The following is a 12,905-nucleotide window of genomic DNA, read 5'->3' on the forward strand; positions in this document are numbered from 1 at the left end:
TTTTTAATTAATATAAATAATTAATATATAAATTTATATATTAAATTTATATATAAATTTTATATAAATATAAATTAATTAAGTTATAAATTAATTTCATTAAAAATATTTATAAAAGATAGTAAAAATAAATTATATGTAAAATAAGCATTTATAATTAAGAAAGGATATATGATGGAATTTATTAAAGAAGTCTTTAATTTATATGTAGAAAAAAGAGAGTTTTTTTTAGAGTTAGCAGGGCAACATTTAATGCTATCTTTTATATCTATAATAATTTCAGCTATTATAGGTATTATTTTAGGAATAATAATATCAGAAAATAGGAAGTTATCCTATCCTATAATTGGAGCAACTAATTTTTTATATACAATCCCTTCTATTGCTATTTTAGGATTTTTAGTATCTGTTTCCGGAGTTGGAAATACTACTGCAATTATAACTTTATCTATATACGGGTTATTACCTATGGTTACTAATACCTATACAGGTATTAAAAATATAGATGATGAGATTATAGAAGCAGCAAAGGGGATGGGAAGTACTAATTTTCAAATACTTTATAAAATAAAAATTCCTTTAGCATTACCTGTAATATTTGCAGGATTTAAAAATATGGTAGTTATGACCATAGCTTTATGTGGAATAGCTTCTTTTATAGGAGCAGGAGGATTAGGGGTTGCTATTTGGAGAGGGATAACAACTAATAATCCTATTATGACCTTTGCAGGAAGTTTTTTAATATCCATTATTGCTTTACTTTCAGATTGGATTTTAAGAAAAATCGAGAAGAATATAAATTATAGAATTGCAGGAAATAGCTTGAAATTAAATAAAAATAAATATTTAAAAAAGAAACTATTAAAACCGATTTTAATAAGTTTAATTTTATTTAGTTTATTAGGTTTTATATTTACTAATTTAAAAGATAATAAAGTTATTGTTATTGGATCTAAGCCAACTACAGAGGAATATATACTATCAGAAATTTTAGCTCAATTAATTGAAAATAAATTAGATTTGAAGGTAGAGATAAAGAAAGGAATAGGAGGAGGTACAGCTAATATTCATCCTGCTATGGAAAAGGGAGAAATAGATTTATATCCTGAATACACTGGTACTGCATGGGAATATGTTCTTAAAAATAAACCTATGAAGGATAAGGATAAACTTTACGAAAAGTTAAAAGAGGAATATAAAGAAAAATATAATTTTAATTGGGTTGGATTATATGGGTATAATAGTACCTATGCACTTATAATAGATAATGATTTTGGAGAAGATAATAATATAAAAACCTATTCGGATTTAACTAAGTTCAGTTCAAACCTTATATTTGGCGCAGAGTATGATTTTTACGAGAGAAATGATGGCTATGATGCTTTATCTAAAAAATATAATTTAGATTTTAAAAGTAAACTTGATTTAGATATTGGATTAAAATATCAAGGATTATCTTCTAAAAAAGTAGATGTTATTAATGCCTTTTCAACAGATGCTCAGCTTAAAAGTGATGAATTTAGAATATTAGAAGATGATAAAGAATTTTTTCCTAGTTATTTAGCAGGTACTGTTGTAAGAGAAGAAACTCTTGAAAATTATGAAGGATTAGAAGATGTATTAAAGCTTTTAAATAATCAAATAACTGAAAGAGAAATAATCCATATGAATTATGAAGTTGAAATAAATAAAAAAGAAGATAGTGAAGTTGCAAGAGATTTTTTAATAAGAAAGGGATTAATAGAATAGGTGATAGGTTATGAATGAAAGGATTCCTATAATAAGCTTTAAAAATGTAAAAAAATCTTATGGAGATAATGAAATTTTATCTGATTTTAATTTAGATATATATAAGGGAGAATTTATAACTGTTATAGGCACTTCTGGTAGTGGAAAAACTACTGTTCTAAAGTTAATAAATGGTCTTTTAAAACCAGATAATGGAGAAGTAAGAATTAATGGAGAAAATATATCTTCTAGAGATATTATAGATATGAGAAGAAATATAGGATATGTAATTCAAGGTATAGGTTTATTTCCTCATATGAATATAGAAAAAAATATTTCTTATGTTTTAAATTTAAAGAAGGATAAATGTAAAGATAATTTAAAAAGAGTTTTAGAACTTATGGATATAGTAGAGCTTGATAAAGAATTGATTTATAGATATCCTAGTGAATTAAGTGGAGGACAAAAGCAAAGAGTTGGGATTGCAAGAGCATTAGCTTCTAATCCAGAAATATTATTAATGGATGAACCCTTTGGAGCCGTTGATGAAATAACTCGCAGGGTTCTCCAAGATGAAATATTAAAAATACAGAAAAAGCTTAATATGACTATTTTCTTTGTAACTCATGATATTAAAGAGGCTTTTAAATTAGGAAGTAAAATAGTTATTATGAATAAAGGCAAAATAGTTCAATTAGGAGATTGTAATTATATAAAGAATAATCCTAAAAATAAATTTGTTTCTGATTTAATTGATGAAATTATGTAAATTTTACATTATAATAAAAGTTTTCTAAATATTAAAGCTTTTTAAAATCTTAATAAATATAGGTAGTATCTATATTTATTAAGGTTTTTGTATTTAAGGAAAGCTAATACTTTAGAGTTTATAAGTAGATTATTTTATTGAAAAAAAATAATCAAAATAATATAATTATATTAAATATAATTTAGAAAAAAATAAAAACTGTTGAATTTTGTAGATTACTTATGAAAAAAGCAGTGAGGAGAGTGTGTTATTGGGGACATTATTAAATTTAAAAGATGTATTAGAAATAGATAAGTTTCAAAAAATACAGGATGATATAGCAGAGGCTACAGAAATGTCTATAATAACTGTAGATTTTAAAGGAAAGCCTGCAACAAAGCATAGTAGATGTAGTGAATTTTGTAAACTTATGAGAGCCAATAAAACTTATTCAGAAGTATGTGAAAGATGTGATTCAAGAGGTGGTTTAGAGGCTGCAAGGTTAGAAAAGCCTTATATATATAGATGTCATAGAGGTCTTATAGATTTTGCAACCCCTATAATAGTAAATGGTCAGTATTTAGGTTCTGTTATGGCAGGTCAAGTTCTTATAGAAGATGATAATGATATAGAGTTTGAAGATATAATGGTAACTAAGGATGATTTTGAAGATTTAGAAGAGGAAGAAAGAGAAAAAATTTTAAATGCTTACAAAAAGTTACCAGTTATAAAGCAAAAAAGGTTAGAAGCTGTTGCTGAGATGATGTTTCATATAAGTAACTATATAGTGGAGGAAGCTTTTTTAAAGATAGCTCAAAAAGAATTAAATGAAAAAAATATAAAGTTTATGGAAAGCAAAAAGGCTCAAGCAGAACTTGAAAAAGAATATAAGTCTTGCCAGTTAAAGGCTTTACAGTCTCAAATAAATCCTCATTTTTTATTTAATACTTTAAATAGTATATCTTCCCTTGCAATAGTAGAAAATGCAACTAAAACTCAAGAAGTTATTTATAATTTATCTAATATACTTAGATATACATTAAAGAAAGCTAATAAAATTGTAAGGTTAGAAGAGGAGATAGGATATATAGAATCTTATTTAAATCTTCAAAAAATAAGATTTGCTCAAAGACTAAATTACGAAATAAATATAGATTCTAAATTAAAAGGGGTAAAAATTCCATTTATGATACTTCAAAACTTTGTTGAAAATTCTGTAGTTCATGGATTAGAAAGTAAAGAAGAAGGTGGATGGGTAAAAATTTATTGTGAGGATAAAGGGGATTTAGTAAGTATATACATAGAGGATAATGGTATTGGTATATCAAGAGAAAAGTTAAATGAAATTAAAGAAGAACTTAAATTTAAATATGGAACTGATTTGGAGAAAATAGGAATAAATAATGTTAATAAAAGAATGGCCCACTATTATGGTGATGATTATAAAATTAATATAGAAAGTAGAATAAGAAAAGGTACATTAGTTGAAGTTACTATTCCTAAAGAATTATAATAGGAGAAAATAAATATGTTAAAAATAATGATTGTTGATGATGAATCTCTTGAAAGGCAAGCCTTAAAATTTATTTTAAATAAATTAATGATTGATTTTACTTTGATGGAAGCCTGTAATGGAAGAGAAGCTTTAGAACTTAATAAAGAATTTAACCCAGATATTATAATTATGGATGTAAAAATGCCTGGGATAGATGGAATAAAAGCATCACAAATAATAAAAACTGAATATCCTAATAAAATTATAGTAATGGTTACAGCTTATGATGATTTTGAACTTATTAGAAAAGCATTAGTTTTAGGAGTTAATGATTATATATTAAAACCAGTGAAGCCGGAAGAACTTTTAGAGGTTTTAAACAAGATTATTGTTAATTTAAAGATTAACAATAATAGTTTTGGAATAAAAAAAAATAATAATGAAGACTTTAAAGGATATGAGGATTTGAAAAGTGATTCTCCTGTAAAACTTGCAATAGACTATATAAATGATAATTTGAAAGAAAATATTAGTTTAGAGAAGGTAGCTTCTGTTTGTAATTTAAGTCCCTGTTACTTTAGTAAACTCTTTAAAAAAGAGGTTGGGCTAAATTTTATTTCTTATGTAAATAACGTAAAAATAAATAAGGCAAAGGAAATACTAGAACTTACAGATACTCCTATTTTAAATTTAGCTTTAGATTTAGGATTTGAAGACTGCGGTTATTTTATAAGAGTTTTTAAAAGGTTAGAAGGGGTTACTCCTAAAAAGTATAGAGAAACTTATATAAAAAATAAATAAAAAAGTATTAAAAATTAAAATGCTATTTAGTTGATAACTTAAAAGTTTAAAAGTTATCAACTAAATAGCGTTTTTTATTTAAATGAGATTTTTTTGACATTGAATTTAAAAAAAATACAATAAGTAAGATGTAACTTCTTAAAACGCAAAAATTTTTCTGTATAAGTGATAATTAATAGTTTTTATAGGAGTTTTTTGTCTATAATTTAAAAAAATAATAAAAAAGTGCAATTTTTTTATTCGAAACTAATCAATAAAGTTCAAGAATAACACAAGAATTTATAATGGCAATTACAACTAATTATATTACAATTTAAACATCGATAAAAAAATAACAAAAATAAATTTTAAAGTTATGTTAAAGGGAGGAAACGGAAGTGAAATCAAAAAGATTCCAGGTTTTATCAAAACGTCCTGTAAATCAAGATGGTCTTATCGGTGAATGGCCAGAAGAAGGGTTAATAGCAATGGGTAGCCCTAACGATCCTAAGCCTTCAATAAAAATTGAAAATGGAAAAGTAGTAGAATTAGATAACAAAACAAGAGATCAATTTGATATGATAGATAGATTCATAGCAGATTATGCAATTAATTTAGAAAATGCAGAAAAAGCTATGAGTTTAGATTCAATAGATATAGCAAAAAAACTTGTAGATATAAATGTTAGTAGAGATGAGATAGTTAATATAACAACATCAATAACACCTGCTAAGGTAGTTGAAGTTGTTTCTCACATGAATGTTGTTGAAATGATGATGGCACTTCAAAAGATGAGAGCTAGAAAAACACCTTCAAACCAATGTCACGTAACTAACTTAAAAGACAATCCAGTTCAAATAGCAGCAGATGCAGCAGAAGCTGGAATAAGAGGTTTCTCAGAGCAAGAAACTACAGTTGGTATAGTAAGATATGCTCCATTTAATGCCTTAGCTATACTTATAGGTTCACAAGTAGGCCGTGGTGGAGTTTTAACTCAATGTTCAGTTGAGGAAGCTACAGAGCTTGACCTTGGTATGAGAGGACTTACAAGTTATGCAGAAACAGTTTCAGTATATGGTACTGAATCAGTATTTACAGATGGAGATGATACTCCATGGTCTAAGGCATTCTTAGCATCAGCTTATGCTTCAAGAGGTCTTAAGATGAGATACACATCAGGAACAGGTTCAGAAGCTTTAATGGGATATGCAGAAGGAAAATCAATGCTATACCTAGAGTCAAGATGTATATACATAACAAAAGGTGCTGGGGTTCAAGGACTTCAAAATGGTGCTGTTAGCTGTATAGGTATGACAGGATCAGTTCCATCAGGAATAAGAGCGGTACTTGGTGAAAACTTAATAGCTGCAATGCTTGATATAGAAGTTGCATCAGCAAATGACCAAACATTCTCACATTCAGATATAAGAAGAACAGCTAGAACATTAATGCAAATGCTTCCTGGAACAGACTTTATATTCTCAGGATATAGTGCAGTTCCAAACTATGATAATATGTTTGCAGGTTCAAACTTCGATGCTGAAGATTTTGATGATTATAATGTTCTTCAAAGAGACTTAATGGTAGATGGTGGATTAAGACCAGTATCAGAAGAAGAAACTATAGCAATAAGAAATAAGGCAGCAAGAGCAATACAAGTTGTATTTAGAGAGTTAGGTTTCCCAGCTATAACTGATGAAGAAGTTGAAGCAGCAACTTATGCTCACGGAAGTAAAGATATGCCTGAAAGAAATGTAGTTGAAGATTTAAAGGCTGCAGAAGAAATGCTTAAAAAGAGAGTAACAGGAATTGATATAGTTAAAGCTTTAAGTGTAGGTGGATTTGATGATGTTGCAAACAACATATTAAACATGCTTAAGCAAAGAGTAACAGGTGACTATTTACAAACATCAGCTATACTAGATAATAACTTTGATGTTATAAGTGCAGTTAATGATGTAAATGACTATATGGGACCTGGAACTGGTTATAGAATCAGTGAAGAAAGATGGAATGAAATAAAGAATATTCCAAACGTAATAAAACCAGAGGATATAGAATAATAAGCAGAGGTGAATGATATGGAGAATACAACAAATCAATATGTTATGCCAGAGCTTACACTTACAGAAGTAGGAGAAGCTAAAGTTGGAACTAAGGCTGATGAAGTTGTTATAGGTTTAGCACCAGCTTTTCACAAATTCCAACATAAAACAATAGTTGATATACCACATGATGAAGTTTTAACAGAACTTATAGCTGGAATAGAAGAAGAAGGATTAACTGCTCGTGTAGTTAGAATAATAAGAACTTCAGACGTTTCATTTATAGCAAATGATGCAGCTAAATTAAGTGGATCAGGAATAGGAATAGGAATACAATCAAAAGGAACTACAGTTATACACCAAAAGGATTTACTTCCTTTAAATAACTTAGAATTATTTCCACAAGCACCACTTTTAACTCCTGAAATATTTAGATTAATAGGAAAAAATGCTGCAAAATATGCTAAGGGAGAATCCCCAACACCAGTTCCAACTAAGAACGACCAAATGGCAAGACCAAAATTTATGGCTAAAGCAGCATTATTACATATTAAAGAAACTAAACATGTAGTTGTTGGTGCAAAACCAGTAGAAATAAAAGTTGAATTTTAATTGTAAAGGGAGATTAGTGTTATGGAACAAAGAAGAATGAATCCAAAAGATTATCCTTTAGCTACTAAAAGACCTGAGAGCATAAAAACTCCAACAGGTATGAGCTTACAAGATATAACTTTAGAAAAAGTTTTAAGTGGAGAAGTTAAACCAGAAGACGTTAGAATTTCACCAGAAACTTTAGAGATGCAAGCTCAAATAGCAGAAGGAATGAATAGAGATGCTATAGCAAGAAACTTTAGAAGAGCAGCTGAACTTATAAAAGTTCCAGATGATAGAATCTTAGAGATATATAATGCACTAAGACCATATCGTTCAACTAAAGAAGAGCTTTTAGCAATTGCAGAAGAACTTGAAACAGTATACGGAGCAAAGGTTAATGCAAGTTTCGTAAGAGAAGCTGTTGAAGTTTACGAACAAAGAAAGAAGCTAAGAGAAGAATAATTACTAATTTAGCTTTAAACTAGGAGGAAAAATAATGAAAATTATTGCAGGTGTAGATATTGGTAATGCTACTACAGAATTAGCACTAGCAAAAGTTGAAAACGGAGAAATAAACTTTCTTTCCAGTGGAATAGTTCCAACAACAGGGATTAAAGGAACTGAAAAGAATATAGAAGGAGTTTTTTCCTCTTTAAAGCAAGCATTAGGTAAAGCATCCTTAACTTTAGATGATTTAGATTTAGTTAGAATAAATGAAGCAGCGCCGGTTATAGGTGATGTTGCTATGGAAACTATAACAGAAACCATTATAACTGAATCTACAATGATAGGTCATAATCCATCTACACCTGGTGGAGTAGGACTTGGTATTGGAGAAACTATATATATAGAAGACTTAGATAATTTAGATCCTGAAAGTTCTAAAGAAAATCAATATATACCTCTTATTTTAAGGAGAGTTAACTTCTTAGAAGCTGCAGCAAGATTAAATGCTGCAGTTAAAAGAGGAATAAATATAACAGCAGCTGTAGTTCAAAGAGATGATGGAGTTCTTATAAATAATAGATTAGATAAGAAAATTCCAATAGTTGATGAAGTAATGCTTCTTGAAAAAGTTCCAGTAGGAATGAAAGCAGCAGTAGAAGTGGCTTCTCAAGGAGATGTTATAGAACATTTATCTAACCCATACGGTATAGCTACAGTTTTTGATCTTACATCAGAAGAGACAAAAATGATAGTACCTATATCTAGAGCTTTAATTGGAAATAGATCTGCAGTAGTTATTAAAACTCCAAAAGGTGATGTTCAAGAAAAGAGAATACCAGCAGGTAAGATTCATATAGATGGACAAAAACGTAAAGAAGTTATAGATGTTGAGCATGGTGCAGAAAAGATAATGAATGCTGTAAAGTTATGTGTACCAATTGAAGATATAAAAGGTGAAGCTGGTACTAATGCTGGCGGAATGCTTGAAAGAGTAAGACAGGTAATGGCAGACCTTACTAAGCAAAAAATTGGTGATATAAAGATTCAAGATTTATTAGCTGTTGATACTTTTATACCTCAAAAGGTAAAGGGTGGTCTTGCAGAAGAATTTTCAATGGAAAATGCTGTTGGAATCGCTGCAATGGTTAAAGCTGATAAGCTTCAAATGCAAATGATAGCTAATAAACTTGAGGAAGAACTAAAGGTTCCAGTAGAAGTTGGTGGAGTAGAGGCTGATATGGCAATAAGAGGAGCTTTAACAACTCCAGGTAGTAGTACACCACTAGCTATTCTAGATATGGGAGCAGGTTCTACAGATGCATCAATTATAAATAAGCAAGGTGAAATTTCTTCAATACATTTAGCTGGTGCAGGAAACATGGTAACAATGCTTATAAAATCAGAGCTTGGATTAGAAGATTTTAATTTAGCAGAGGACATTAAAAAATATCCACTAGCTAAAGTAGAAAGTCTTTTCCATATAAGACATGAAGATGGTACAGTAGAGTTTTTTGAAAAGCCATTAGATCCATCTGTATTTGCAAAAGTTGTAATAATTAAGGATGGAATGTTAGTACCAATAGATGGCCAAACATCCCTAGAAAAAATAAGAAATATAAGAAGATCTGCAAAGGAAAAAGTTTTTGTAACTAACTGCTTAAGAGCATTAAGCATAGTTTCACCAACAGGAAGTATAAGAGATATAGAATTTGTAGTTTTAGTTGGAGGTTCATCTTTAGACTTTGAAGTTCCACAATTAGTTACTGATGCTCTATCACAATATGGAGTAGTAGCTGGAAGGGGAAATATAAGAGGTGTTGAAGGACCTAGAAATGCAGTTGCAACAGGACTTATATTAGCTTTTGATGAAAATGGGGTAAATGACTAATGGCAATGTTAATGAAGTATTTTGAATATGAAGTACCAAGTATTCAATTGTACTATTCTTCAAAACTTAAAGATTTAGATAAGCTTAATGAAATATTATGGGGAATAGAAGAAGAAGGAATTCCTTGTGAGGTTTTCTCAAAGGAAGAGCTTTTATCCTCAGAAGAATTAAGCCATATGGCAGCTTGTAAATCAAGATTAGCAGTAGGTATTGGAATTGATGATTCTGAAAAGATAACTCTAACTTTTAACAAGTTAAAGGAAGAAGAGCCATTATTTATTGCAAGTTTAAAAGATGAAAGTAATACTTTAAGAGACTTAGGTGCTAATGCTGGAAGATTAGTTAAAGGAATTGCTTTTAAGTAGATATATAAGGAGTAGGTATTATGAAAATTTATACCAAAACTGGAGATAAGGGAACTACCGCTTTATTTGGTGGAAGCAGAGTTGAAAAAGACAGCCTAAAGGTTGAAGCGTATGGAACTGTAGATGAGCTTATATCATTTATGGGAGTTGCTTTTGCAGAAGCTAATGATAAAGATGAAAAAGAAGCTATTGAATCTATACAAAAGAAATTATTTGTACTAGGAGCAGAGCTTGCAAGTGATGAAAAGGGATTAACTTATTTAAAAGAAGTTATAACTGATGAGGATATAGAAAAATTAGAAAGCCTTATTGATAAGTATATGGAAAAGGCAGGCCCTTTTAAAGGATTTGTTACTCCAGGAAAAGATAAGGTATCAGCAGCTTTACATGTGGCAAGAACTGTAGCAAGAAGAGCGGAAAGAAGAATAGCCACACTTTCTAAAGAAGAGCCTATAAGAGAAGAGCTTAGAATGTATATAAATCGTTTGTCAGATTGCTTATATGCAATGGCAAGATATGAAGAGGAAAAATAATTTTAAAAGGAGATGTTTCATAATGAAAAAGCTAAATGAAGTTAAACAATTAAGTTTAGAAGTAGTTAAAGAAATGGCTAAAGCAGCTGAAGCTAAAGCAATAGAAATAAAGGTTCCAGTTGTTTTTGCAGCAGTAGATGCAGGACTTAATTTAATGTTTATGGAAAGAATGGAAGATGCTTTTGTAACAAGTATAGATATAGCTATAAACAAAGCTTTCACAGCAGCAGCTTTAAAACAAGGAACTCATGAGGTAGCTCCAGTAGTTCAACCAGGAGAAAGTTTATATGGACTTCAACTTACAAATAACTGCAGAATAGTACCATTTGGTGGTGGATTCCCAATAGTTGTTGATGGAAAAGTTGTTGGTGCAGTTGGAGTAAGTGGTGGAACTGTAGAGGAAGATATGGCTATAGCGCAAGCTGCAGTAGATGCTTTTAACAAATAAAAAGCTAAATTAGTTTTCTATAATTTTATTAATATAGATGAATTATGAATTTAATATCCATTAAATTGATATTAACTTATTAGGAGGAATTTTATAATGAGAATGTACGATTATTTAGTACCAAGCGTTAACTTTATGGGCGCTGGTTGTGTAAAATTAGTTGGAGAAAGATGTAAAATATTAGGCGGAAAGAAAGCTTTAATAGTTACTGATAAATTCTTAAGAAACATGGAAGGTGGAGCAGTTGAATTAACTGTTAAATCACTTAAAGAAGCTGGAATAGAAGTTGCATACTATGATGCAGTTGAGCCAAACCCAAAAGATACTAACGTTAAAGACGGATTAAAAATATTCCAAGATGAAAATTGTGATATGATAGTTACAGTTGGTGGCGGAAGTTCACATGACTGTGGTAAGGGTATAGGTATTGCAGCTACTCATGAAGGAGATCTTTATGACTATGCTGGAATAGAAACTTTAACTAAAGCACTTCCTCCAATAGTTGCAGTTAATACTACAGCTGGAACAGCAAGTGAAGTTACAAGACACTGTGTTATAACTAACACTAAAACTAAGGTTAAATTCGTTATAGTAAGCTGGAGAAACTTACCATTAGTTTCATTTAACGATCCAGAATTAATGGTTAAAAAACCTGCTGGTTTAACAGCTGCTACAGGAATGGACGCTTTAACTCATGCTATAGAAGCTTACGTATCAAAGGATGCAAACCCTGTAACTGATGCTGCTGCTATACAAGCAATAAAATTAATATCAGGAAACTTAAGACAAGCTGTTGCTTTAGGTGAAAACTTAGTTGCAAGAGAAAACATGGCATATGGTTCATTATTAGCTGGTATGGCATTCAACAATGCTAACTTAGGATATGTTCACGCTATGGCTCACCAATTAGGTGGATTATATGATATGCCTCATGGTGTTGCAAATGCTATGCTTCTTCCACACGTTGAAAGATACAATTTAATTTCAAACCCACAAAAGTTTGCTGATATAGCTGTATTTATGGGAGAAAATGTTGAAGGATTATCAGTTATGGAAGCTGCTGAAAAAGCTATCGATGCAATGTTCAAGCTTTCAAAGGATATCGGAATTCCTTCAAGCTTAAAAGAAATGGGAATAAAAGAAGAAGATTTCGAATACATGGCTGAAATGGCATTAAAAGACGGAAATGCTTTCAGTAACCCAAGAAAAGGAAATCAAAAAGATATAATCAACATATTCAAAGCTGCATTTTAATTTCTAATTAGGTAAATTGTAAATTATAAAATAAACTCTCTCATAAAGAAATTTTAATTTCTTTATGAGAGTTTTTTATTTATTTTTTTAAAGTATTAAATAAATTATAAAAAACTAATTGTAATTTTATGGAATATAAGTATAAAAAATAAATTTATAGTATAAAATTTGATTAAATTCTATAAATATATTTATAAAATTTATATTTGAAAAATAAAAATAGAAAAAAATAGTAGAAAATGTTTACTGTGGTAAAAAAATAGTATATAATGTAAAAGTGGACAAGTTATAAATTTATAGCTTATCCTTTTATAACATCAGTGAAAAGGGGGATTAACTATGTTAGAATTCAAAAATAGTATCCAAAACACTTGTAATAATATGGAAGAGGTAGCTGTTGCTCCAGGTGCATGCTGTTGTTGTAGTTGCTGCTGCTGTGTATCAGTATCAGTAGGTGGAAATGCTTCATCAGCACCAGTTCCAGTACCAGTGAATGGAAACTAAATAGTTAGCCAAAAGCTAATTAACATTTAATCATTAAGGTCCAAAAGGGTTATTTATAAAAGATAATTATAGATAA

Annotated in this window: 13 protein-coding genes; all 13 read left to right on the forward strand. The window is 29.6% G+C overall.

The genetic code is table 11. The features are described 5' to 3' along the window. The first annotated feature begins 174 nt into the window (after nt 1-174). A complete protein-coding gene (locus BUA70_RS10290; protein WP_072897040.1) occupies nt 175-1,749 on the forward strand; it encodes an ABC transporter permease/substrate-binding protein in 1,575 nt (524 codons plus the stop codon). A 10-nt stretch (nt 1,750-1,759) separates the two neighbouring features. After that, the gene (locus BUA70_RS10295; RefSeq protein ID WP_072897041.1) at nt 1,760-2,497 is read left to right on the forward strand and encodes an ATP-binding cassette domain-containing protein; all 738 of its coding nucleotides are present in this window, start codon (nt 1,760-1,762) and stop codon (nt 2,495-2,497) included. Nucleotides 2,498-2,747: 250 nt separating this feature from the next. Next, complete coding sequence (locus BUA70_RS10300; RefSeq protein WP_072897042.1) at nt 2,748-3,989, forward strand: sensor histidine kinase; 1,242 nt, start codon at nt 2,748-2,750, stop codon at nt 3,987-3,989. Between the two features lie 15 nt (nt 3,990-4,004). Continuing rightward, nucleotides 4,005-4,772: a response regulator transcription factor gene (locus BUA70_RS10305; RefSeq protein ID WP_072897043.1), complete on the forward strand. Its 768-nt coding sequence runs from the start codon at nt 4,005-4,007 to the stop codon at nt 4,770-4,772. 377 nt (nt 4,773-5,149) lie between these two features. After that, entirely contained in the window at nt 5,150-6,814 is a 1,665-nt protein-coding gene (locus tag BUA70_RS10310; RefSeq protein ID WP_072897044.1) for a propanediol/glycerol family dehydratase large subunit, read from the forward strand. Between the two features lie 18 nt (nt 6,815-6,832). After that, a complete protein-coding gene (locus BUA70_RS10315) occupies nt 6,833-7,408 on the forward strand; it encodes a propanediol/glycerol family dehydratase medium subunit (RefSeq protein WP_072897045.1) in 576 nt (191 codons plus the stop codon). Between the two features lie 21 nt (nt 7,409-7,429). Then, nucleotides 7,430-7,852: a diol dehydratase small subunit gene (locus tag BUA70_RS10320; protein ID WP_072897046.1), complete on the forward strand. Its 423-nt coding sequence runs from the start codon at nt 7,430-7,432 to the stop codon at nt 7,850-7,852. Between the two features lie 34 nt (nt 7,853-7,886). Beyond that, nucleotides 7,887-9,725 carry a diol dehydratase reactivase subunit alpha gene (locus BUA70_RS10325; RefSeq protein ID WP_072897047.1) on the forward strand — a complete coding sequence of 613 codons (1,839 nt, stop codon included), beginning with the start codon at nt 7,887-7,889 and terminating at the stop codon, nt 9,723-9,725. Then, on the forward strand, nt 9,725-10,090 hold the full coding sequence (locus BUA70_RS10330) for a glycerol dehydratase reactivase beta/small subunit family protein (protein WP_242977325.1): 366 nt from the start codon (nt 9,725-9,727) through the stop codon (nt 10,088-10,090). The genes BUA70_RS10325 and BUA70_RS10330 overlap by 1 nt, the downstream gene beginning before the upstream one ends. A 20-nt stretch (nt 10,091-10,110) precedes the next feature. Next, entirely contained in the window at nt 10,111-10,623 is a 513-nt protein-coding gene (locus BUA70_RS10335) for a cob(I)yrinic acid a,c-diamide adenosyltransferase (RefSeq protein WP_072897048.1), read from the forward strand. Between the two features lie 22 nt (nt 10,624-10,645). Next, a complete protein-coding gene (locus BUA70_RS10340) occupies nt 10,646-11,071 on the forward strand; it encodes a GlcG/HbpS family heme-binding protein (protein WP_072897050.1) in 426 nt (141 codons plus the stop codon). Between the two features lie 96 nt (nt 11,072-11,167). After that, entirely contained in the window at nt 11,168-12,325 is a 1,158-nt protein-coding gene (locus tag BUA70_RS10345) for an iron-containing alcohol dehydrogenase (RefSeq protein WP_072897052.1), read from the forward strand. A gap of 339 nt (nt 12,326-12,664) precedes the next feature. Further along, nucleotides 12,665-12,829 carry a streptolysin S family TOMM toxin gene (locus tag BUA70_RS10350; RefSeq protein ID WP_072897054.1) on the forward strand — a complete coding sequence of 55 codons (165 nt, stop codon included), beginning with the start codon at nt 12,665-12,667 and terminating at the stop codon, nt 12,827-12,829. Nucleotides 12,830-12,905 lie beyond the last annotated feature (76 nt).

Origin of the sequence: Clostridium fallax, assembly GCF_900129365.1 — a bacterium.
Classification (GTDB): domain Bacteria; phylum Bacillota; class Clostridia; order Clostridiales; family Clostridiaceae; genus Clostridium_AH; species Clostridium_AH fallax.

Excerpts from the sequence above, each read along its gene's own strand:
- BUA70_RS10305 (WP_072897043.1), top strand. The coding sequence starts at position 4,005 with ATGTTAAAAATAATGATTGTTGATGATGAATCTCTTGAAAGGCAAGCC.
- BUA70_RS10350 (WP_072897054.1), top strand. The coding sequence starts at position 12,665 with ATGTTAGAATTCAAAAATAGTATCCAAAACACTTGTAATAATATGGAA.
- BUA70_RS10335 (WP_072897048.1), top strand. The coding sequence starts at position 10,111 with ATGAAAATTTATACCAAAACTGGAGATAAGGGAACTACCGCTTTATTT.
- BUA70_RS10290 (WP_072897040.1), top strand. The coding sequence starts at position 175 with ATGGAATTTATTAAAGAAGTCTTTAATTTATATGTAGAAAAAAGAGAG.
- BUA70_RS10320 (WP_072897046.1), top strand. The coding sequence starts at position 7,430 with ATGGAACAAAGAAGAATGAATCCAAAAGATTATCCTTTAGCTACTAAA.
- BUA70_RS10295 (WP_072897041.1), top strand. The coding sequence starts at position 1,760 with ATGAATGAAAGGATTCCTATAATAAGCTTTAAAAATGTAAAAAAATCT.
- BUA70_RS10345 (WP_072897052.1), top strand. The coding sequence starts at position 11,168 with ATGAGAATGTACGATTATTTAGTACCAAGCGTTAACTTTATGGGCGCT.
- BUA70_RS10340 (WP_072897050.1), top strand. The coding sequence starts at position 10,646 with ATGAAAAAGCTAAATGAAGTTAAACAATTAAGTTTAGAAGTAGTTAAA.
- BUA70_RS10315 (WP_072897045.1), top strand. The coding sequence starts at position 6,833 with ATGGAGAATACAACAAATCAATATGTTATGCCAGAGCTTACACTTACA.
- BUA70_RS10330 (WP_242977325.1), top strand. The coding sequence starts at position 9,725 with ATGGCAATGTTAATGAAGTATTTTGAATATGAAGTACCAAGTATTCAA.
- BUA70_RS10325 (WP_072897047.1), top strand. The coding sequence starts at position 7,887 with ATGAAAATTATTGCAGGTGTAGATATTGGTAATGCTACTACAGAATTA.